The organism is Brevundimonas sp. FV1ye29L (assembly GCF_058681095.1).
Map to the genome: position 1 here is coordinate 1,707,609 of NZ_CM178730.1, position 21,064 is coordinate 1,728,672.

Here is a 21,064-nt window from a genome sequence, read left to right on the forward strand (position 1 = left end):
CGAGAACTCGGATCGTCATCACGACGCGCGCAGAACTGGAGCTGGTCTTTGCGACAACGCGTGCAACGCAGCCGCCGCGCCTCCAAGGCCCGCGATGCCTGTCGCCCCTGCCAATAGGATCATGATGCCGCTCCAGTCCAAGCTCCAACTGGCCTTAAACACCTGCGTGACCACGGGCCAGGCACCGGCGGCCCCGAGCGCAATCCCTGCGAGCCCGGCTATCGCACCGACGAGGCTGTATTCGATCAGGTAGGCCGCCAGAATCTGGCGGTGGGAGCCGCCGAGCACCTTCAGCACAGCAGCCTCGCGGGCGCGCTCTCGTACGCCTGAGGCGATGGCACCCACCAGCACCAGCAGACCGGCCAGACCCGCGACGGCTGCCGCGCCCCGGATGGCTAGAGCGAGGCGGTCGAAGAGTGTGGCTGCTGATTCTAGCTGTTCTCTCACGCTGATCACGTTCACTTCGCGAAAGTCGCGTGCGAGCGCCTGGGTCATCGCGCGCTCTTCATCGGGTGTGGCGCGTGCGATGGCGACGCTTCGCGGGTTGGCGCCCTGGATGGCGTGGGCGTCAAGCACGACAAGGAAATTCGAGCCGAACCCACCAGAATCGACCTTTCGCAGGGCTGCTATGCGGGCGTCGATCTCACGCCCGAGCACCTGGAGGGTGATGGTATCCCCGACCTTGAGGCCTGCGGACGTCGCGAGGTCGCGCGCCATGGCGACCTGGGGTGGTCCGACATAGTCGGCAGTCCACCACTGGCCGGCCACGACATTCGCATCGTCCGGCGCACCGGCTAAAGCCGAAAGCAGGATATCCTGGTCAAATGCCCAGCGCTGGTCATCGCGTACCTTGTCGAGATCGACCGACTGGCCGTTTAGGCGGGTGATCCGGCCGGTTATGAGGGGAGCACGGCGATACCGGTCCAGACCGGGCTGATTCATGACGCGGGCGGCTACGGCGTCGAAGGCTGCGCCGCGTTCGCCAGGGATTTCTGTGAAGACGACTGACGGTGCGGACTTCGGTGCCACATCAGTGATCTGTGCAAGCAGACTCGATTGGATCAGGACGACGCAGGCCAGAAGCGCGACACCCAGGCCGATGGCGGGCGAGGCTGTCCGCGCAGCTGAGCGGGGACCGGCAAGATTTGCGAGGCCAAGACGCACGGCACCGCTTGTTCCTCGTCGAAGCCTCCCGGCCAGCCACGCCGATACAAGGCCCAGAACCCAGAGGACACCGAAAGCGATGACGGTCCCGCCGATCAAACCCGCGGCGGCCAGCTTGGACGGGGCGGTGAGGACCGCCATGGCGGCTAGTCCCAGACCCGCAAGACCTGCACCGACTGTCTCTGGGCCAAACCGCAGCCGCCCGGAAAGCTCACGTCGGAACAGGGACGACGGCGGGGTTGATCGTGCGCGAGCCAGTGGCGTGAGCGCAAAGGCTGCTGCCGCCAATAAGCCGAATGCGCCGGCACGCAGAAGCGGCTCGGGATAGACGGCGAACAGGGCGGGGATTGGCAGACTGTCCTTGGCGAAAGTTCCGATGATCAGGGGCGTAACCGCGCCGATAGTCAGACCAATGGCGACGCCGAGAACAGCCAGCACTCCGATCTGGATCAGATACACATCGCGGATCAGTGCGCCTTCGGCACCCAGGGCCTTCAACGTCGCGATCGAGGACTTGCGCCCTTCTAAATAGGCCGAGACGGCACCGCCTACGCCGAGGCCTCCAGCCACTAGTGATGCGAGGCCGATGAAGCCGAGGAAATACTCTAGCTGGTCGATCAGCCTCGACGCTCCAGCTGCGGCCTCGGACCGATCGCGGGCTTCCAGGGCGGCGTCCGGAAACTGCTTCCGAATGTCGGCGATGACTTTTTTCGGGTCAGTGCCGTACGGCAGGGTGATGCGAACGGCTTCACCGAACAGGCCGCCGGGTTCCAAAAGGCCGGAACCTTCGACCACCGGCACAGTCGTGATGACGCGGGGTCCTAACGCGAAGCCACGGCCCAACCGGTCGGGCTCAGAGATCAGGACAGCTCGGGCGAAAAGCGACGTGGAGCCGACGGTGAACCGATCGCCGAGCCTGAGATTCAGACGGTCGAGCAGCGTCTGTTCGACCACGGCACCCGCGATCCCGTTCTCAGCTCGAAGGGCGGTGCCAAGATCACGCGCGCCGCTCAGCTCAACCTTGCCGACCAGAGGGTAGGCAGCGTCGACCCCGCGCATGTCCACCAGCCGGCGCTCGCCGGATGCCATCTCGGCCATCGCATTCGCGCGTACCGAATAGGCGACGGACCCGAGCTTGCCGAAGGCTAAGCGCTGCTCGGGTGTGAACCGCTTTTGGTCGATGCTAAACACGACATCGCCGCCGAGGATCTCGCGCGCTTGGCTTGCAAGACCTTGCCTGAAGGCCTCCGCCGTTGAGCCCGAAGCCGCAATGGCGGCTACACCCAGGGCGAGACAGGCGAGAAAAATGCGGAACCCGGCGATTCCGGATCGAAGCTCGCGCCAGGCAAAACGGAGCGCCACCATCAGGCGTTAACTCCGACGGTCGTGGGAACGATCCGACCATCGCTCATCGTCACGGTGCGGTGAGCGCGCGCGGCGACACGCACGTCGTGGGTCACAAGCACCAACGCCGCTCCGCTTTCGCGGACAAGATCAAACAACAGGTCGGCGACCAGAGCGCCATTGGCCCCGTCGAGGTTGCCCGTAGGCTCGTCCGCGAACAGCAGTTCGGGCCTGACCGCCAGTGCCCTAGCAAGCGCGACACGCTGCTGCTCGCCGCCTGAGAGCTGGTGAGGGTAGTGGGTGCGACGATGTTTAAGTCCCACGCGGTCAAGCCAGCTCCGTGCTTCGGCGCTGGCTCCCGGCCGATGCGCCAGTTCGAGCGGAGCGGCCACATTCTCTTCGGCGGTCATGTTCGGAAGGAGGTGGAAGCTTTGGAACACCAGCGCGGCACGGCCTCGACGCAGGCGTGCGCGGCCATCCTCTCCCAACGCCGCCAGATCGGTCCCGAACAGGATTGCGCGACCCTCGCTCGGGGTCTCTAGTCCGGCGGCTATGGAGATCAACGACGACTTGCCTGATCCGGAGGGTCCCACGATGGCCACGGTCTCGGCGGCATCGACGCTCAGATCGACGCCGCGAAGGATTTCGACAGGGCCCGCTGCGGAGGGAAGCGTGAGTGATACGGCTTCGAGTACGAGGGGAGCTTGTGGAGCCATCGAAATCGGTCGCCGTGCATTGGGGGAGGGGAGAGAGAGCCTATATGGGTACGTCAACGCCATGAACCCAGATGATCCCCAACTGAACGTTTCGAACCCGGCGCGCCGGTCAATCCTCATGGCGGCAGGCGCGTTCGCGCTAGCGGGGTGCGAGCGGTTTGACGTGGACGAGCCTGCGCCGACCCCGCCTACTTCTGGTCAGGCACCGGCCACGCTGACGGATGCGGCGGAAAAGATTGTCACGGTATTGGGGGACTCAATCACAGCCGGCTATGGCCTGGCCGCATCTGACGCTTTACCGGCCCAGCTGGAGATCGCGCTTCGGGCGTCGGGTTTGCCGGTGCGGGTGCGCGCCGCCGGTGTTTCTGGAGACACCACGGCCGGGGGGCTGGCTCGACTAGACTTCAGCGTTCAGGACGACATGGACCTCTGCATCGTGGCACTTGGAGGCAATGACCTGCTGCAGGGCATCGAACCTAAGGCAATGAAGACCAACCTTCAGGCCATCGTCAATCGGCTAAAGGCGCGTCATATCCCGGTTTTACTGGCCGGCATGCGTGCCCCGCCGCAGTACGGTTCCTATGCGGCCGAGTTCGATCGCGTCTTCGCGGATTTGGCAAGGGAAGATGATATCGCGGCCTATCCCTTCTTGTTGAATGGTGTCGCCCTGGACCGCCGCTACAACCAGCCGGATGGCATCCATCCCAACGCGGCGGGTGTGAAGATCATCGTCGCTGGGTTGGCCCCGGTGGTTGGTAAGACACTACAGAACTCTTCCATGACATGAGCCCAAATCCTTACCGAGTGTTGGATGGGCAGGAGAGCGGCAGGGAATTCCCGAGACCTGCGATCGCCTCGAGGTCAGTGTATTCGGTAAGGCAATGGCATGCTGGCTGCCACTCACAGGGTTTTGCCACGTTAGCGTACGCAGCGCAGCGCAGCTCAGTCATCTTGGGTGTCAGGGCGCTTTTGGAAGAACGCACTGAGCGTTTCGAGCTCTGGGTGTACATCTGGAAATGTGCACTGAGCGGAGGGGGCACCCTCTAACTCAGCGGACTCGTTGGGACTCGCTCTTGGCTCGCTTCTGAGCCTGGTCCCGAGCATTCCGAACCAAACCAGCCAACCCACGGCTGCGTGGAACTGTCATTGCCTCTTTTTTGGGGGCGGACAACGGTGAACCAGGAAATGCTCTTGGAGGACTGAACAGTGAGGTTTGGCTTTCTGCTGGCAGTCCCCGGTAGTGGCCGCTAAGCAAGCACAACTAGGGGGAGTTTATGGCTGCGAAAACCAAGACCGCGAACGGCGGCGATCTCGGATTCGAGGCGGAGCTCTTCAAGGCCGCCGACAAGCTGAGGGGCAATCTGGAGCCGTCCGAATACAAGCACGTCGCGCTTGGCCTGATCTTCCTGAAGTACATCTCTGAGGCCTTCGAGGCGCAGTACGAGAAGCTCAAGGGCGAGGCCTACGCCGACGCCGAGGACCCCGAGGAATACCTCGCCGCCCACGTCTTCTGGGTCCCGCCCGAAGCGCGCTGGGCCAACCTGCAGGCCAATGCCAAACGCCCCGAGATCACTTTCGTCGACGTCACGACGGGCAGGGAGAAGAAAGGCGACATCGGCGGGCTGATCGACAATGCCATGGAGGCGATCGAAAAGGCCAACGTCACGGTCCTGAAGGACGTCCTGCCCAAGATCTACGGCCGCCCCCAGCTGGACAAGACCATGCTGGGCGAGCTGGTCGACCTGTTCTCCAACGTCGACATGAAGGTGGGCCACGACGGGGCGCAGGACCTGCTGGGTCGGGCCTATGAGTATTTCATCTCGCAGTTCGCCGGCGCCGAGGGCAAGCGCGGCGGCGAGTTCTTCACCCCCCGGTCCGTGGTGCGAACCATCGTCGAGGTGCTGGAGCCGGTTAAGGGCCGTGTCTACGACCCCGCCTGCGGTTCGGGGGGCATGTTCGTGCAGTCGGAACGGTTCGTCGAGGAGCACCAAGGCAGGCGTTCCGACATCGCCGTCTATGGCCAGGAGCGCAACCACACCACTTGGCGGCTGTGCAAGATGAACTTGGCCGTCCGCGGCATCGACGCGGACATCGCCTGGAACAACGAGGGCTCGTTCCTGCGCGACGCCTTCCCGACGCTGAAGTTCGACTATGCGATGGCGAACCCGCCGTTCAACATCTCGGACTGGTGGCAGCCCAGCTTGGCGGACGATCCGCGCTGGACCTTTGGCACGCCGCCGCAGGGCAACGCCAACTTCGCCTGGCTGCAGCACATCCTGCACCATCTGGCGCCGCGCGGGACCGCCGGGGTGGTGCTGGCCAACGGCTCCATGTCGTCGCAGCAGTCGGGCGAGGGCGATATCCGCAAGGCCATGATCGAGGGCGACGTGGTCGACTGCATGGTCGCCCTGCCGGGCCAGCTATTCTACTCGACCCAGATCCCCGCCTGCCTGTGGTTTCTCGCCCGCGACAAGAGCGCCAACGGCCACCGCGACCGGCGCGGCGAGATCCTGTTCATCGACGCCCGCAAGCTGGGCCACATGGTGGATCGCACGCGGCGGGAGTTCTCGCCCGGGGACGTGGCGAAGATCGCGGAGACCTATCACCGCTGGCGCAACCGGCCGGAGACGAATGAGGCGCGGGGGCTGGAGGCCTATGCTGACGAGCCGGGCTTCTGTCGCTCGGCGTCAATGGCGGAGGTGCGCGGCCACGGCCACGTGCTGACGCCGGGGCGGTATGTCGGGGCTGCGGACGAGGAGGATGACGGGGTCAGCTTTGAGGAGCGGCTCGGGGCACTCCGCGCGAAGCTCGCGGAGCACTTTGCGGAGGGGCGGACGCTGGAGGCACGGATAGAGGCTTCGCTGGGCGGGCTGGTCGGATGAATACGCTTGGCGAGCGCGTCGGCGGCTCCAAACGTGTCGTTGGTGGACCGTTCGGTTCCAATCTGACATCGGGTGACTATACGCCCCAAGGCGTGCCGGTGATCCGTGGCTCCAATATGGAGCAGAACGGGCGCTGGGTTGGTGGGGAGTTCGCTTTCGTTTCAGCCGAGAAAGCAGCTTCTGACCTACGCTCAAACATAGCTAGACGCGGCGACATCATCGTTACCCAGCGCGGAACTATGGGGCAGGTGTCTATCGTTCCAGACGATGCTGCTTCGGATCAGTTCGTTATCTCACAGAGCCAAATGGCGATCTCGGTCGATGCGAGCTGCGCCTCTCGAGACTTCGTCTACTACTACCTTCGTTCACCGCAGTTTGCCGAATACCTGACCCAGTCCATCATTCAGACCGGGGTTCCGCACATCAACTTGGGCATCCTTCGACAGGCACCTGCCGAGTGGCCCGCGCCCGATGTTCAGGAGATGATCGCAGGGCAGCTCAAGACCCTTGACGACAAGATCGAGCTGAACCGGCGGGTGAATCAGACGCTGGAGGCGATGGCCCAGGCGATCTTCCGCGACTGGTTCGTCGACTTCGGCCCGGTGCGCCGCAAGCTGGCCGGCGAGACTGACCCAGTGGCCATCATGGGCGGTCTCACCCCCGACCCCGCCCGCGCCGCCGAACTCGCGACGCTGTTTCCGGCTCGCTTGGATGAAGACGGCTTGCCGGAGGGCTGGGCGGCCGGTGCGGCAGGGGATTTCATAGAGTTCAATCCCAAAGAGCCACTGAAAAGGGGAGTACCCGCTCCTTATTCGGACATGTCGTCCCTGCCGACCGTCGGAAGCAGCGCGGATTTGCCGATCATGCGCGAATTCGGGTCAGGGATGCGATTTCGCAATGGCGACGCATTGCTCGCTCGGATCACCCCCTGCCTTGAAAATGGGAAGACTGCTCTCGTCGACTTCCTGACGGATGAGTCACCGGTAGGATGGGGCTCGACAGAGTTCATTGTACATCGCGCTCGACCCGGCACGCCCCAAGCCTTGCCCTATCTGCTGTGCCGGAACGATGACTACCGCAGCTATGCCATCCAGAGAATGACGGGCACTTCAGGCCGGCAACGTGCCCAAGCGGAAAGCTTGGAAGCGTGGCCAATGGCGATACCCCCCGGCCCCGTGCTCAGGGCTTTCAGTGATTTCGTCGACGCGTTCTTCGCTCGCATCTCTGCGAACTCGCGGGAAAACCAGACCTTGGCCGAAACTCGCGACTACCTACTGCCCCGGCTGATGTCTGGGCAGGTGCGGGTGACCCCGGCCATCACCGAGAGTGCCGCAGCATGAGCCAGATCCTCTCCACCGACGCGATCCGGGCTGAGTTCGCAAAGTTCCAGACGGCCTATGCGGACGAAGGCGGGACGAAGTGGCGTGCGCGCTATCGCGCAACCGTTGACCGTGTCATCCAGACCCCCGAGGCGGACTGGATGACCGAGGCGTTTCAACGGCTTCTATGGGAAGACGGCGGCGTCAGTGGCATCGGCCCCGGGAGTTCGGTGTCGGTGTCTGGAGGCTATGCGGACAAGGATCTGGCCGCGTTTCTGCTTGAGCTTCGGGATATCGGACTGCCGGAGGACACGCAGCAGGCAGCCTTGGTGCTGCAGGGCGCCTACGATGAAATCCTGAGCCGCGTCCGACCGAAATACACCGAGAAGCGCCCCCGGGCCCGGATCGCCCGGCTTTTGGCCGCCCTCTATCCCCGTCACATGACCTGCCTGATGGACGACCGCCGGACGTATCAGGTGCACGGGCTGATCGGGGCGGCCAAGGCGCCGACCAACTGGATCGGCCAGAACCCCCTGATCCGCGAGCGTCTGCGGGAAGCACTGGAAGGCCTGGGTGGCGAAGACGTCGACCACGCCATGTTCAGCTGGTTCCTGTGGGAAAGCCATTTCGCCAAACCCGACAGCGGCGCAGCCGAGGTTGTCGGCGCCGGTCGAGAGCCGGTCGACGTGCCCGAATTTTCCATCCTGCCAGCGTCGTCCCAGCGTCGCAGCCTGTTCGCCGTCAAGAACAACATCGGTCTGCTGGTCTCTGTCGTCCGCGAAAGCGAGCAGGGGATCAGCAAGGAGGACCTGATGGATTTCATCCAGCAGGAATCTCCCAATCTGGCGGAGAACAGCGCCAGCCACGTCATCAACCAGGCGATGGGCGGCGGGTTGGGTCTTTTGCGGTTTTCCGACGGCGCCTATTTCCCGACGGATCGGGGGTTCGATCTGCTGACGGCGCCGGACCCGTCGCAGGTGCTCCGCGCGCCGATCGTGGGGCGGATCTTCGGCGTCGCCCACCTTCTCCTCAAGCTGCGGGAAGTCGGGGAGATGACCCAGCAGGATGCGACCCGGTACGTTCAGTCGCTGGTTCCGACCTGGACCACCACGATGCCGGCGTCCTACATCGTGCTCTGGTCCAAGCTCGTCGAGCTCGTCGTGGCCACACAGCGCGACGGCAAATCCTGGCTCACACTGACTGACGATGGCGACGACTACGCCGCGGCTCTCCCGGCCGACTTCCTGACGCGCTGGCGCATCGCAGAGGATCCTCTTGAGGACGCGTCGCCTGAGGTTGTTTCCTCTGCGGCTTCCGCACCGGTCGAGAAGGCGTATACGCCCTACGCGATCACCGACATCGTTTCGGATGGCTGCTTCCTGGCGAGTGGCGATCTCGACGGGTTGCTGGCCCTCCTGCGTCACAAGAAGAACCTCGTCCTGCAGGGGCCGCCGGGCACCGGGAAGACGTGGCTGGCCCGCCGTCTGGCCTACGCCCTGGTCGGAGCCAGGGATCCGTCGCGGGTCACGGCGGTCCAGTTCCAGCCGTCCCTGTCCTACGAGGACTTCGTCAGGGGGTGGAGGCCTCACGCCGGCAAGGACGGCGTCGGCGGTCTGAGGCTGACGGACGGCGTCTTCCTCGAATGCGTCAACGCCGCCCTGACGGACCCGGAAGAGACCTATGTGCTGGTGATCGAGGAGATCAATCGCGGCAACCCTGCCCAGATTCTCGGCGAGCTCCTGACTCTGCTGGAAACCGACAAGCGCGACCCGTCTGAAGCTCTGCGGCTCGCCTATCCGCGGCACGCCGACGAGCGCGTCCACATTCCGCCGAACCTGCACATCATCGGCACGATGAATATCGCCGACAGGTCGCTGGCTCTCGTTGACCTCGCGCTGCGCCGGCGGTTCGCCTTCCGCAACCTCACGCCGCAGTTGAACGATGCATGGAGAGCCTGGTGTCAGGCGGCGGGCGCGCCCGAGCCCATGGTCGATCTGGTGGCCCAGCGGATGGCGACGCTCAACGATGTCATCGGCGCGGACGGCCGCCTGGGCGAGCAGTTCTGCGTCGGGCACAGCTATGTCACGCCGCCGAAGGCCGGCGTGGCTGACTGGTCGAACTGGTATCGCACCGTGGTGGAAACCGAGATCGGTCCACTGCTCGACGAGTACTGGTACGACGATCCCGCCACCGCCCGGCAGAACCGCGCCGCCCTCGTCGCGGGCCTGTGAGCGCCCTGCCGCAGAGCGTAGATGGTGAGACCGCCTGGACCAGCCAGGTCGGCATTCCCGTCCGCAATCTGTGGCTGCTGCTGGTCTATGCCGCTGATCTCGCGCAGTTCAGGGAGCGGTTCGACGGCTTGGCCGAGGAGGCGGCCGACCTGCCCGAACTGCTGGCGCGGCTGCTCTGTCTGGTGGTGGAGCGGCGACTGCACCAGAACCTGACCCGCGCCTATGTGCCCCGCGCCGCCACGCTGAACCGGGTCCGCGGCCGGATCGACTGGCTGAAGACCGATACCGGCATGTTGCTCCAGCGCGGCGAGGTCGCCTGCCAGTTCGAGGATTTGACCTACAACACCCCGCGCAACCGGCTGGTCCGGGCGGCCCTGCTGGCCATGTCGGCTCGTATGGGCGCGAGCAAGCCGGCGCGCGAATGCCGGATCCTCGCCCGCCAGCTGGAGGAGCTTGGCGTCGGCGAGACGCGGCCGTCCCGCAGCGAGATGGCGCGCGAACGGATATCCCGCCATGACGCGGAAGACCGTCTGATGATCACGGTCGCAGAGCTGGCGCTTGATCTGATCCTTCCCGGCGAGATGGCCGGAGCTACGAGCGCCACACGTCTCGACCACGACGAGATTCTGTTGCGCAAAATATTCGAGAAGGCGGTCGCAGGCATCTGCGTTCATGAGATGCACGGCCGCGACGGCTGGAAGGCCTTCCCGCAGAAGGGCCTTCTCTGGGACGTCGTCGAGCCGACCGACGGTTTCGCGAGCTGGTTGCCGACGATGAGCGCGGACGTGGTCCTCGAACGAACCCGTTCCGGCGAAGCCCCGCGACGGGTGATCCTGGAGACCAAATTCGCCAACGCGTTGACGCTGAACGCGTACCAGGCCGAACGCTTCAAGAGCGGCCATCTCTACCAACTCTACGCCTATCTTCGGACGCAGGCGGACAAGGGCGGAGCGGCGCTTTCGGCGTCGGAGGGCGTCCTAGTCTATCCCGTGCTCGACAGGCAGATCGACGAATGGGCCATCATTCAGGGCCACACAGTTCGCATCGCCACCATTGATCTGCGGGGGCAGGCGGACGCAATCAAAAGCCGGGTGCTCGATCTGGCGCAGGGCACCATCGGGAGGAGTGCGTGAAGGGATTTTCGGAAGACATCGTCGAGGAAGCCGGCATCGAGATCCTCAAGGACCTCGGCTGGCTTTACCTGCACGGCACCAGCATCGCCCCTGACGGTCCCGCCCCGCAGCGTCAGGCCTTCTCCGACGTCATCCTGTTGCCCCGGCTCGAGACCGCGCTCGCCAAGCTGAACCCCGATGTCCCCGAGGCCGCACGCAATGAGGCGATCCGCCAGCTGCTGACGAGCGCGACGGGGTCGCTGGTTGAGGAGAACCGCCGCATCCACCGGCTGCTGACCGACGGCGTCGGCGTGCAGCATCGCGCCGCCGACGGCCGCATCGTGTCGGAGAAGGTCTGGCTGATCGACTTTAGCAATCCCGACGCTAACGACTGGCTGGCGGTGAACCAGTTCACCGTCGTCGAGGGACCGTTCAATCGCCGGCCCGATCTGGTCCTGTTCGTCAACGGCCTGCCGCTCGCGGTGCTGGAGCTGAAGAACGCCGCAGCCGAGAACGCCACCACGACCGACGCCTTCAACCAGCTCCAGACTTATCTGGCCCAGGTGCCCGGCCTGTTCCGCACGAACGCCGTCCTCGTGGCGTCCGACGGCCTTGAAGCGCGGATCGGCTCGCTGACCGCCGACTTCGAGCGGTTCATGCCGTGGCGCACGATCACCGGCGCCGACGACGACTTCACCCACAAGGGTTCGGCGGAACTGGAAACTCTCCTGCGCGGGGTGTTTGAGCGGGAGCATTTCCTCGCCCTGATCCGCGACTTCACCGTCTTCGGCGACGGCGACCGGGGCCCGTTCAAGATCATCGGCGGCTACCATCAGTTCCACGGCGCCCGGAAGGCGCTGATCGAGACGGTGGAGGCGACCCGTCCGGACGGCGATCGCAAGATCGGCGTCATTTGGCACACCCAAGGCTCAGGCAAGAGCCTGCTGATGGCCTTCTTCGCCGGCCTGGTCGTGAAGGCCCCGGCGCTGGAGAACCCGACGATCGTCGTGCTCACCGACCGCAACGATCTGGACGACCAGCTCTATTCGACCTTCGGCCTGTGCCGTGACCTCGTCCGACAGACGCCGGAACAGGCGGACAGCCGGGACGAGCTCAAGCGCCTGCTCAGCCGAACCTCCGGCGGCGTCATCTTCACCACGGTGCAGAAATTCTCGCCCGAGAAGGGCGAGGAGCAGTTCCCCGAGCTGACCGACCGGCGCAACCTGATCGTGATGGCCGACGAGGCGCACCGCAGCCAGTACGGCTTCGACTCCAAGCTGAACCGAGAGACCGGGGAGCGCCGGTACGGCTACGCCCACTATGTCCGACAGGCCATGCCCAACGCCTCCTTCATCGGCTTCACCGGCACCCCGATTGAGGCGGACGACGTGAACACGCCGGCGGTCTTCGGCGACTACATCGACGTCTACGATATCAGCCGGGCGGTCGAGGACGGCGCGACTGTTCCGATCTATTACGAGAGCCGGTTGGCGCGGATCGAGCTCGACGAGGACGAGAAGCCGAAGATCGACGCCGAGGTCGAGGCGCTGGTCGCCGACGAAACTCTCACGGAGGCCGAGAAGGCCAAGGCGAAGTGGTCGACGGTTGAGGCGTTGGTGGGGTCGACCAAGCGGATGGACCAGATCGCCACCGATCTGGTTCGACACCTTGAGGCTCGTGTGGAGGCGCTGGACGGCAAGGCCATGGCGGTCTGCATGAGCCGGCGCATCTGCGTGAAGCTCTACGACGCGATCATCGCCCTGAGACCCGAATGGGGGTCGGACGATGACGCTTCGGGCGCGGTGAAGATCGTGATGACCGGCTCGGCCTCAGATCCGCTCGTCTGGCAAAAGCACATCGGCAGCAAGAAGCGCCGGGACTTGCTGGCCAAGCGGGCACGCGATCCGTCGGATCCCCTCAAGCTGGTGATCGTTCGCGATATGTGGCTGACGGGCTTCGACGCTCCCTGCATGAACACGATGTATATCGACAAGCCCATGCGCGGACATGGGCTGATGCAGGCCATTGCCCGGGTGAACCGGGTGTTTCGTGACAAGCCCGGTGGGCTGGTCGTGGACTACATCGGCATCGCCCAGAACCTGAAGGCTGCGCTCGGCCAATACACCCAGGCGGATCGCGAAAAGACCGGCATCGACGAGGAAGAGGCCGTCGCACTCCTGATGGAGCGCTACGAGGTCGTGCGCGGCATCTTCCATGGTTTCGACTACGAACCCGGGATTTCCGGGGCACCGATTCAACGGCTGGCCTGTCTGGCCGGCGCCATCGACTGGGTGCTGAAGTGGGCCGAAGTGGAGGCGGCCAAGGTCGGCTCACACGAGGAGAAGAAGCAGGCCCATCGCCATTTCCATGATCTCGTCCTCGGTCTGGGCAAGGCCTATGCACTGGCGTCGGCGAGCGACGAGGCGCGCGAAATTCGCGACGAGGTCGGCTTCTTCCAAGCCATCCGGGCCGCGCTCGCGAAGAGCTCGGCCAAGGGCGGGTTGAGCACGGCCGACAAGACCCTCGCGGTCCAGCAGCTGATCGATCAGTCGATTGCCTCGGCCGAAATCATTGATGTCCTGCAAGCGGCCGGCATGAAGGCACCGGATATTTCGATCCTCTCCGACGAGTTCCTGCTCGAGGTCGCGGGAATGGAGAAGAAGAACCTCGCTCTGGAGGCGCTGAAGAAGCTGCTGGCCGGCGAGATCAAGAGTCGGTCGCGCACCAACGTCGTCGAGAGCAAGGCCTTCTCGCAGCGGCTCGAGGACGCCGTCGCGAGGTACCACGCTGGCGCCCTGTCAGCTCTCGAGATGATCCAGGAACTGATCAATCTCGCCAAGGACCTCAAGGCTGCCTATTCGCGTGGCGAGGACACGGGACTGTCGCAGGAAGAGCTCGCCTTCTACGATGCGCTCGCCGAGCACCAAAAGGCAGTGGAGGTTCTGGGCAGCGAGCAGCTTCGCATTATTGCACACGAGCTCGTCGAACAGCTCCGCGGTAACGTCAGCGTCGACTGGCACCATCGCGAGAGCGCGCGCGCGTCGATGCGGATTTTGGTGAAGCGCATCCTCCGCCGGTATGGGTACCCGCCGGATCTTTCCGATCTGGCGGTTCAGACGGTGTTAGCTCAGGCAGAGACGTTGTTGAGAGCGAGCTAGCTTCCAGAATCTCCAGAACCGTATCGGGGCGATCGTCACGTGTAGCGCGACGAGGGGGGGATTCTGGCGCGACACATCCACTCAGTGCAGATTGAGACAAACGCACTGACGATGAAAATGAGAGCGAGCCGGTCCTACTGGCGCGTTGGAAGAAAGCCGAATGGCCCAGAGTGTGTCGCTCAAGCGATTCGAAGCGCCTCCTTCACCACATAGCCCGCTTCTTGCCAGCGTTGGGTGAGATCCCCGTCTTCTCGCACGTTCAGTTCGACGGTCACTATGACGTGACCCCCGTTTCTCATCCAGCCATAACGAGAGTCCTTGGTTGATCTGAGCCGGGGTTGGTGGGGTTGGCAAGAGGCCGGTCTGCGCAGCTTTCAACTCGCGCAGCAGGCCGGCCGATCTGTCCGGTGAGCGCATCGGCGTAGGCCTGCGGCGTCAGCCACCCCAGCTTCGAGTGAGGCCGGGTTTCGTTGTAGTCGCGCCGCCAGGCTTCCAGCACGACCCGGGCATGCGGCAGGGAGCGGAACAGCGTCTCGTTCAACAGCTCGTCGCGTAGGCGGCCGTTGAAGCTCTCGTTGAAGCCGTTCTGCTGGGGCTTGCCCGGCGCGATGTAATGCCAGCCGACCGCCGCATCGTCAGCCCAGGCCAGTATGGCGTTCGAGGTTAACTCCGTGCCGTTGTCGCTGACGATGGTCTCCGGACGCCCGCGCTGCTGGATGATGATGTCTAGCTCACGCGCGACCCGTGCGCCCGACAGCGAGGTATCGGCCACCAGCGCCAGGCACTCGCGGGTGCAGTTGTCGATCACCGTCAGGATGCGGAAGCGCCTGCCGTCGGTGAGCTGGTCGGACACGAAGTCTAGCGACCAGCGTTGGTTGGCAACCAACGGCGTTTCCAGCGGACGTCGCGTGCCCATGGCCCGCTTTCGGCCGCCGCGCCTGCGCACCGTCAACCTCTCCTCCCGATAGATCCTCTGGACCCGCTTGCGGTTCACCGCATGGCCCTCGCGTCGAAGCATCACGTGCAGACGTCGATAGCCGAACCTCCGGCGCTCCTGCGCCAAGGCCTTCAATCGATCCCGCAGGACGCCGTCATCCGGCCGCGTGGCCTGATACCGCACGCTTGCCCGATCGGTGCCCAGCACCCGGCACGCCCGCCGCTCGCTCATCTCGTAGAACGACTGCAGATGCGCCGCCGCTTCTCGATGCGCAGCGGGCGTCACCACTTTTTTCCAAGCAGGTCCTTCAGCGCGACGTTGTCGAGCATCGCGTCCGCCAGCATCCGCTTCAGCTTGGTGTTCTCGTCCTCCAGCGCCTTCAGACGCCGGGCCTCCGACACGTCCATGCCGCCGAACTTGGCCTTCCACTTGTAGAAGGTCGCCGAGCTGACACCGTGACGCCGGCAGACCTCTGCCGTCGCAACGCCCGCCTCCTGCTCACGCAGGATCCCGATGATCTGCTCTTCCGTGAACCGTGATCGCTTCATCTGTCCGTCCTTTCGAGGGGCGGACTCTAGCTATTCCTGGAGGAGTTTCAGGGGGTCACGTCAGGTGTTAGCGTCAGCAAGTTTGATGACATGGTCGCCGACGGGCGCATGCCAACCGCCAAGAGTATAGATCGACGCAACGTGTGGGATCGGCTTGGCCTCGACGAAGCCTTTTCGGCCTTGCCGTCGGAGGAGGCAGCGAACCCTTGGGACGATGCGATATGACCGCGAAGCGCCCGCCAAATGTGAGCTACTACCGTGATCGGCAGGGTACGGTCCGTTGGCGATATCGGAAGAAGGGCCGTCCTGAGAGCCAAACACGGGCGCTGTTTGGCAGCCCAGAGTGGTGGACGTGGTACCAAACCGCAGATCTCGCCAAGCCGCCACCTGTAGGGGCATCGCGGACCAAGCCAGGATCCATGGATGCGCTCGCGGTGGCGTACTACGCGTCCGCCGAATGGAGAGCCCTGAGGCCCAATACCCAAGTCACTTATCGAGGCATTCTCGACCGGTTTCGGGATGCGCGACCAAAGTCCAAGCGCTGGGGCGATTTGCCGGCGGCTGAGGTCGACGCCAAGTTTATACGGCGGGCGATGGATGCGATGGCGGCCAGGCCGCACGCAGCCAACAACATGCTCAAAGTGCTACGAGCAGTTTTTAGGTTCGCTATCGATCGAGAATGGCGGACCGACAATCCGACGCAGTCTGTGCGTCCGATCAAGAAGACGAGCGCTGGGTTTTCGACGTGGACGGAGGAGGACATCGCGTCTTTCGAGAAGCGTTGGCCGATTGGAACCAAGGAACGGCTTGCCTTCGACCTCCTTCTCTACACTGCACAGAGATCCGGTGATGTGCGCAGGATGGGCAAGCAGAATCTTCGAGGCGGGTCGATTGCGGTAGTTCAAGAGAAGACAGGTGAGGCTCTCGAGCTCCCGATTCACCCAAACCTTCAGCGCTCGCTCGCTAGTGGCGCAGCCGGCGAGATGATCTTTGTCGTGACGAAGGCGGGGGTGCCGTACACTGCCAAGGGGTTCAGCCAATGGATCAGTGAATGTGCTGACCGAGCTGGTTTGCCGAAAGACCGAGCTGCGCACGGGCTCAGAAAAGCGGCGGCGCGCCGTCTCGCCGATGCAGGGTGCTCCGCACACATGATCATGTCGGTCACGGGTCACCGCAGCCTGAAAGAGGTTGAGCGGTATTGCCGGGCAGCTGGCCAGAGAGACTTGGCGGTGAAAGCGATGTCGAGAATTGCGAACACAGCCAGAACGAATTTTGTCTAACTGAATTTAGAACCTGCAAAGTTAGCCAACGCTTCGGCGTCAACGCTATGATTTGCAAGCGCAATTTGAGACCGCTGGCGGACAGGGTGGGATTCGAACCCACGGTAGGCTCTCACCTACGGCGGTTTTCAAGACCGCTGCCTTAAACCACTCGGCCACCTGTCCATCCGGGCGGACCCGAAAGGCGAGGGGGTGCATAGCAGCACTCGGGGCGATTAACCAAAATGGAATTTTAAGCGGCGACACTGGGCCCCTCAAAACAGGGGGCGGCGCGCCATGGGGCGGCATTCCAGAGGGGTGAAGGGCGTCCTGATCGCGGTGGCGGCCCTGCTGCTGTCGGCCTGCGGCAGTCTGGGATTTGGCGGCGGAGGATCGTCTGCGCCCGTGGTGCGCGATCCGGCCCCGATCGTGTCGGGCACGATGCGGCCGTACCAGATCCGGGGGCGCTGGTATCGGCCGGCGGAGCAGCCGGACTATGATGAGACCGGTCTGGCCTCCTGGTACGGCGACGCCTTCAACGGCCGGCCCACCGCCAGCGGCGAGCGATTCGACATGAATGGGCTCAGCGCCGCCCACAAGACCCTGCCCCTGCCCGGACTGGTCGAGGTGACCAACCTGACCAACGGCCGCACCGCCGTGCTGCGCGTCAATGACCGGGGGCCGTTCGCGGACAACCGGATCATCGACCTGTCCCGGGGCGCGGCCCAGGAACTGGGCCTGTTGCAGCAGGGGGTGGGTCGGGTGCGGGTGCGCTATCTCGGACCCGCGCCGAGGGGCGGCGGCGTGGGCGGGGTGCAATATGCGCGGAACGACGCGCCCGCAGCGCGCGCCCGACCCCTGGCCCCGGCTCCCGAGCGTGACGGTCCGTTCTGGGTGCAGGCCGGCGCCTATTCGGATCGGACCGTGGCCCAGATCGCGGCCGAATCGCTGGGCGACCGCACCCGGGTCGAACCGGCCCGTATTGACGGCCGCCGGATCTATCGCGTCTTGATCGGTCCGTGGGATGACGCCAACAGCGCTGAACGGGCGCGGCAGGGGGCGGTGGCGAACGGCGTACGCGACGCCCTGTTGATTTCCGGCCGCTGATCGCGCCTGCGGGCTTGTGCTGCGCGTCCATGCCGCCATTGTGCGCCGGTGACGCACGGCAGGTTCATTACATTCGAGGGCGGCGAAGGGTCTGGAAAATCCACCCAGGCGGCGCGTCTTGTCGACCACCTGACCGCGCTCGGTCTGGACGTGGTCCGTACGCGCGAACCTGGAGGATCGCCCGGCGCGGAGGATATCCGCAGCCTGGCCCTCAACGGCGCCGCCGAGCGCTGGTCGCCGATGACGGAAACGCTTCTGATGTATGCCGCGCGGTCCGACCATCTGGAGCGCACCATCCGTCCGGCCCTGGCGCGCGGGGCCGTCGTCGTCTGTGACCGTTTCGCCGATTCCAGCCGCGCCTATCAGGGGGCCGGCGGCGGCGTGGACATGGGATTCATCGAACAGATGGACGCCGCCGTCGTCGGCGCCACCCAGCCGGACCTGACGCTGATCTTCGACCTGCCTGTCGAGATCGGGCTGGAGCGGGCCCTGGCGCGCGGGGGCGCGGACCTGAGATTCGAATCCAAGGGGATGGATTTTCACCAGCGCCTGCGTGACGGTTTTCGCCGCATCGCCGACGATCACCCGGACCGGTGCAGGATCATCGACGCCAGCGGCGACCCCGACGCCGTCTTTGACCGGGTTCTGACGGCCGTGGGACCCGTGCTGTCGTGACCGAGGTGCATCCCCGCGACCGGTTCGACCTGCAGCCCTCGCCCGTCGCCGAGGCGGCGTTCGAGGACGCTCGCGGCCGTGACCGGCTGCATCACGCCTGGCTGCTGACCGGACCCGAGGGGCTGGGCAAGGCGACCTTCGCCTATCGCGCCGCCCGTCGATTGCTGGGCGCGGCGCCCGATCCGTCGCGCGGGCCTCTGGGCGCCCGGCCGGACGATCCGGTCTGCCGACTGATCTCGGCCCAGTCCCACCCCGACCTTCTGGTGCTGGAACGGCTGGTCGAGAACGGCAAGGTCAAGAAGTCGATCTCGGTCGATCAGGCCCGCGACCTGCCGGAATTCTTCTCCAAATCCCCGTCGCAGGCCAAGGCCCGGGTCGCCATCATCGACGCCGCCGATGATCTGAACATCAATGCCGCCAATGCCTTGCTGAAGATACTTGAGGAGCCGCCGGAGCATGGCGTCCTCCTGATGGTGACCCATTCGCCCGGGCGGCTGCTGGCCACCATCCGCTCGCGCTGCCGCCGTCTGGCCTTTGCGCCCTGGAGCGAGGCGGCGATCCGCGACCTGTTGCTCCGGCGCGGCGAGGTCGAGGCGGACGACGCCGACCGGATCGCGGCCATGGCGGGCGGTTCACCCGGCGCGGCCCTGGGTCTGGCCTCGGCCGCCACCATGGAGGCCGATGCCCTGGCGCGGCGATGGGTCTCGGGCGACGGTCTTGACCGCGCCGAGGCCCTGTCGGTCGCCGACGGCTTTCGCGGGAGCGAGGGACCGGCGCGGTTCGAGCGGATCATGGACCGGCTGATCGCGGCGGTGAAGGCGCGGGCCCTGACGGCGCCCCCGACGGAGGGCGAGGCCTGGGCCGAGCTGTGGTCGCGGCTCAGCGAGGTTCCTGAACGGACGGCGGGGCTGAATCTGGATCGCGGCGACGCCCTGGCCGGCGCCCTGACGGCTCTGGAGCGGACCCGCGCCGCAGCCGACCGGCATGGGGCGGGGAGGGGGCGCTGATGTTGATCGACAGCCACGTCAATCTCCACGCTCCCCAGTTCGACGAGGATCGCGACGCGGTCATCGACCGCGCCCGCGCCGCCGGCGTCGGCCTGATGATCGAGATCTCCGACCGGCTCGCCACCTTCGAGGCGACCCACGGCCTGGCCATGGCCCATCCGGACATCTGGTGCACCGTCGGGGTTCATCCGCATGAGGCGCGGCACTATGCGGACCTGACCGACGACCGGCTGGTCGAACTGGCGGCCCGGCCGCGCGTGGTCGGGATCGGCGAATGCGGTCTGGACTTCCACTATGACCTGAGCCCCCGCGACATCCAGGCCGAGGTCTTCCGCCGCCACGTCTCGGCCGCCCGCCGCACCGGTCTGCCGCTGGTCATTCACACGCGCGAGGCCGACGCCGAGATGGGGGCCATCCTGCGCGAGGAACAGGGCAGGGGCGCGTTCAAATTCCTCATGCACTGCTACACCAGCGGCATGGAACTTGCGGAAATTGCGATGGAACTTGGCGGCTGGTTCTCCGTCTCGGGCATCGCCAGCTTCAAGGCCGCTGAAGATGTGCGACAGGTGATCCGCGCCATGCCGGCCGACCGCATCATCGTCGAGACCGACTGCCCCTATCTGGCGCCGACCCCGCATCGCGGACGGCGTAACGAACCCGCCTGGGTCGGAAGGGTGCTGGAGACCCTGGCAGAGGTGCGCGGCTGGTCGATGGAGGAGGCGGAACGGCGCACGACCGACGCCTTCTTCAGCCTGTTCCACACCGTGCCCCGACCGGAAGGCGCCGCCGCATGAACGAGATCGAGGTCACCCTGCTGGGTTCGGGCTCCTCGGGCGGGGTGCCGCGCGGCGACGGCGACTGGGGCGCCTGCGATCCGGCCGAACCGAAAAACCGGCGGACACGCTGCTCGATGCTGGCGCGGCGATACGGACCGGACGGCGTGACCCAGGTTCTGATCGACACCTCGCCGGACCTGCGGGAACAGGCCCTGGCCAATGGCATCACGGCCGTGGACGCCGTCCTCTATACCCACGACCACGCGGACCAGACCCATGGCATCGATGACCTGAGGGTCTTCGTCATGCGCAAGCGACGGCGCATTCCGGCCTGGATGGACGGGGCCACACAGGCGGCGCTGGAACACCGGTTCGGCTATATCTTCGAGAGCAAGGAAGGCTATCCGGCCCTGCTGGAGCCGCACCGGATCCCGCTGCACGGCGAACATTGGTCGGTCAGCGGTCCCGGCGGCGACATTCCCGTGGTGACCTTCGATCAGGCCCACGGACCGATCCGGTCGGTGGGCTACAGGCTGGGCGGCGTATCCTATTCCAGCGATGTGTCGGATCTGGACGAGGCAGCGCTGGACGCCGTGCGCGGCAGCAAGCTCTGGATCGTCGACGCCTTGCGCTGGACGCCGCATCCGACCCATGCCCATGTCGACCGGGCCCTGGACTGGATTGCCCGCGCCGATGTCGAGCGCGCCGTCCTGACGAACCTGCATATTGATCTGGATTACAAGGCCTTGAGCGCGGCGGTTCCGGCCAATGTCGAGGTGGGATATGACGGCTGGAGCGCTCTGATCGGTCTTTGATCGACGTCGACCTT

The 21,064-nt window shown here is 65.2% G+C and carries 15 protein-coding genes and 1 tRNA gene; 12 read left to right on the plus strand and 4 right to left on the minus strand.

The annotated features are described in order from the left end of the window. Nucleotides 1-18 precede the first annotated feature (18 nt). Together ACW17W_RS08365 and ACW17W_RS08370 are read right to left on the minus strand one after the other, a co-directional pair. Nucleotides 19-2,529, minus strand: coding sequence for an ABC transporter permease (locus tag ACW17W_RS08365; protein WP_492076459.1), 2,511 nt, complete (start codon nt 2,527-2,529; stop codon nt 19-21). After that, nucleotides 2,529-3,224 (minus strand): ABC transporter ATP-binding protein, encoded by a 696-nt coding sequence (locus ACW17W_RS08370; RefSeq protein ID WP_492076460.1) that lies wholly within the window; start codon nt 3,222-3,224, stop codon nt 2,529-2,531. Before ACW17W_RS08370 ends, ACW17W_RS08365 begins: the two co-directional genes overlap by 1 nt. A 61-nt stretch (nt 3,225-3,285) precedes the next feature. On the opposite strand from ACW17W_RS08370, the gene ACW17W_RS08375 reads away from it, so the two are divergent. The 6 genes from ACW17W_RS08375 to ACW17W_RS08400 all read left to right on the plus strand — a co-directional run bounded on the left by ACW17W_RS08375 (nt 3,286) and on the right by ACW17W_RS08400 (nt 13,926). Continuing rightward, on the plus strand, nt 3,286-4,011 hold the full coding sequence (locus ACW17W_RS08375; protein WP_492076461.1) for an arylesterase: 726 nt from the start codon (nt 3,286-3,288) through the stop codon (nt 4,009-4,011). Nucleotides 4,012-4,498: 487 nt separating this feature from the next. Further along, nucleotides 4,499-6,106, plus strand: a complete 1,608-nt coding sequence (locus ACW17W_RS08380) for a class I SAM-dependent DNA methyltransferase (protein WP_492076462.1) — start codon at nt 4,499-4,501, stop codon at nt 6,104-6,106. Continuing rightward, complete coding sequence (locus tag ACW17W_RS08385) at nt 6,103-7,446, plus strand: restriction endonuclease subunit S (protein ID WP_492076463.1); 1,344 nt, start codon at nt 6,103-6,105, stop codon at nt 7,444-7,446. The genes ACW17W_RS08380 and ACW17W_RS08385 overlap by 4 nt, the downstream gene beginning before the upstream one ends. Beyond that, nucleotides 7,443-9,656, plus strand: a complete 2,214-nt coding sequence (locus ACW17W_RS08390) for an AAA family ATPase (protein WP_492076464.1) — start codon at nt 7,443-7,445, stop codon at nt 9,654-9,656. The genes ACW17W_RS08385 and ACW17W_RS08390 overlap by 4 nt, the downstream gene beginning before the upstream one ends. Continuing rightward, complete coding sequence (locus ACW17W_RS08395) at nt 9,653-10,789, plus strand: 5-methylcytosine restriction system specificity protein McrC (RefSeq protein ID WP_492076465.1); 1,137 nt, start codon at nt 9,653-9,655, stop codon at nt 10,787-10,789. The genes ACW17W_RS08390 and ACW17W_RS08395 overlap by 4 nt, the downstream gene beginning before the upstream one ends. Next, nucleotides 10,786-13,926 (plus strand): type I restriction endonuclease subunit R, encoded by a 3,141-nt coding sequence (locus ACW17W_RS08400; protein WP_492076466.1) that lies wholly within the window; start codon nt 10,786-10,788, stop codon nt 13,924-13,926. The genes ACW17W_RS08395 and ACW17W_RS08400 overlap by 4 nt, the downstream gene beginning before the upstream one ends. A gap of 295 nt (nt 13,927-14,221) precedes the next feature. Here the strand turns inward: ACW17W_RS08400 and ACW17W_RS08405 are convergent. Further along, nucleotides 14,222-15,411, minus strand: a protein-coding gene (locus tag ACW17W_RS08405; protein WP_492076467.1) for an IS3 family transposase whose coding sequence is annotated in 2 segments (ribosomal slippage) — nt 14,222-15,153 and nt 15,153-15,411 — 1,191 coding nt in all. Because the reading frame shifts where the segments join, the coding sequence is not laid out codon by codon here. A 419-nt stretch (nt 15,412-15,830) separates the two neighbouring features. Between ACW17W_RS08405 and ACW17W_RS08410 the strand changes: the two genes are divergently transcribed. Beyond that, nucleotides 15,831-16,691 carry a tyrosine-type recombinase/integrase gene (locus ACW17W_RS08410; RefSeq protein ID WP_492076468.1) on the plus strand — a complete coding sequence of 287 codons (861 nt, stop codon included), beginning with the start codon at nt 15,831-15,833 and terminating at the stop codon, nt 16,689-16,691. Between the two features lie 75 nt (nt 16,692-16,766). On the opposite strand, the gene ACW17W_RS08415 is transcribed toward ACW17W_RS08410, so the two are convergent. Beyond that, nucleotides 16,767-16,856 (minus strand) — tRNA-Ser (locus tag ACW17W_RS08415). A 111-nt stretch (nt 16,857-16,967) separates the two neighbouring features. On the opposite strand from ACW17W_RS08415, the gene ACW17W_RS08420 reads away from it, so the two are divergent. Genes ACW17W_RS08420 through ACW17W_RS08440 form a run of 5 tightly spaced genes read left to right on the plus strand, consistent with a single transcriptional unit; the run spans nt 16,968 to nt 21,050 of the window. Beyond that, a complete protein-coding gene (locus ACW17W_RS08420) occupies nt 16,968-17,777 on the plus strand; it encodes a septal ring lytic transglycosylase RlpA family protein (RefSeq protein ID WP_492076469.1) in 810 nt (269 codons plus the stop codon). Nucleotides 17,778-17,825: 48 nt separating this feature from the next. Beyond that, the gene (tmk, locus tag ACW17W_RS08425; RefSeq protein WP_492076470.1) at nt 17,826-18,452 is read left to right on the plus strand and encodes a dTMP kinase; all 627 of its coding nucleotides are present in this window, start codon (nt 17,826-17,828) and stop codon (nt 18,450-18,452) included. After that, nucleotides 18,449-19,459: a DNA polymerase III subunit delta' gene (locus ACW17W_RS08430; RefSeq protein ID WP_492076471.1), complete on the plus strand. Its 1,011-nt coding sequence runs from the start codon at nt 18,449-18,451 to the stop codon at nt 19,457-19,459. The genes tmk and ACW17W_RS08430 overlap by 4 nt, the downstream gene beginning before the upstream one ends. Next, on the plus strand, nt 19,459-20,253 hold the full coding sequence (locus tag ACW17W_RS08435) for a TatD family hydrolase (RefSeq protein WP_492076472.1): 795 nt from the start codon (nt 19,459-19,461) through the stop codon (nt 20,251-20,253). The genes ACW17W_RS08430 and ACW17W_RS08435 overlap by 1 nt, the downstream gene beginning before the upstream one ends. Next, nucleotides 20,250-21,050 carry an MBL fold metallo-hydrolase gene (locus ACW17W_RS08440; protein WP_492076473.1) on the plus strand — a complete coding sequence of 267 codons (801 nt, stop codon included), beginning with the start codon at nt 20,250-20,252 and terminating at the stop codon, nt 21,048-21,050. The genes ACW17W_RS08435 and ACW17W_RS08440 overlap by 4 nt, the downstream gene beginning before the upstream one ends. The last annotated feature ends 14 nt before the right edge of the window (nt 21,051-21,064 follow it).

What these genes read in the sequence shown, in the direction of transcription:
- ACW17W_RS08410 (WP_492076468.1), top strand. Translation starts at nt 15,831, where the DNA reads ATGGATGCGCTCGCGGTGGCGTACTACGCGTCCGCCGAATGGAGAGCC.
- ACW17W_RS08365 (WP_492076459.1), bottom strand. Translation starts at nt 2,529, where the DNA reads ATGGTGGCGCTCCGTTTTGCCTGGCGCGAGCTTCGATCCGGAATCGCC.
- ACW17W_RS08390 (WP_492076464.1), top strand. Translation starts at nt 7,443, where the DNA reads ATGAGCCAGATCCTCTCCACCGACGCGATCCGGGCTGAGTTCGCAAAG.
- ACW17W_RS08385 (WP_492076463.1), top strand. Translation starts at nt 6,103, where the DNA reads ATGAATACGCTTGGCGAGCGCGTCGGCGGCTCCAAACGTGTCGTTGGT.
- ACW17W_RS08380 (WP_492076462.1), top strand. Translation starts at nt 4,499, where the DNA reads ATGGCTGCGAAAACCAAGACCGCGAACGGCGGCGATCTCGGATTCGAG.
- ACW17W_RS08420 (WP_492076469.1), top strand. Translation starts at nt 16,968, where the DNA reads ATGGGGCGGCATTCCAGAGGGGTGAAGGGCGTCCTGATCGCGGTGGCG.
- ACW17W_RS08435 (WP_492076472.1), top strand. Translation starts at nt 19,459, where the DNA reads ATGTTGATCGACAGCCACGTCAATCTCCACGCTCCCCAGTTCGACGAG.
- ACW17W_RS08370 (WP_492076460.1), bottom strand. Translation starts at nt 3,224, where the DNA reads ATGGCTCCACAAGCTCCCCTCGTACTCGAAGCCGTATCACTCACGCTT.
- ACW17W_RS08375 (WP_492076461.1), top strand. Translation starts at nt 3,286, where the DNA reads ATGAACCCAGATGATCCCCAACTGAACGTTTCGAACCCGGCGCGCCGG.
- ACW17W_RS08440 (WP_492076473.1), top strand. Translation starts at nt 20,250, where the DNA reads ATGAACGAGATCGAGGTCACCCTGCTGGGTTCGGGCTCCTCGGGCGGG.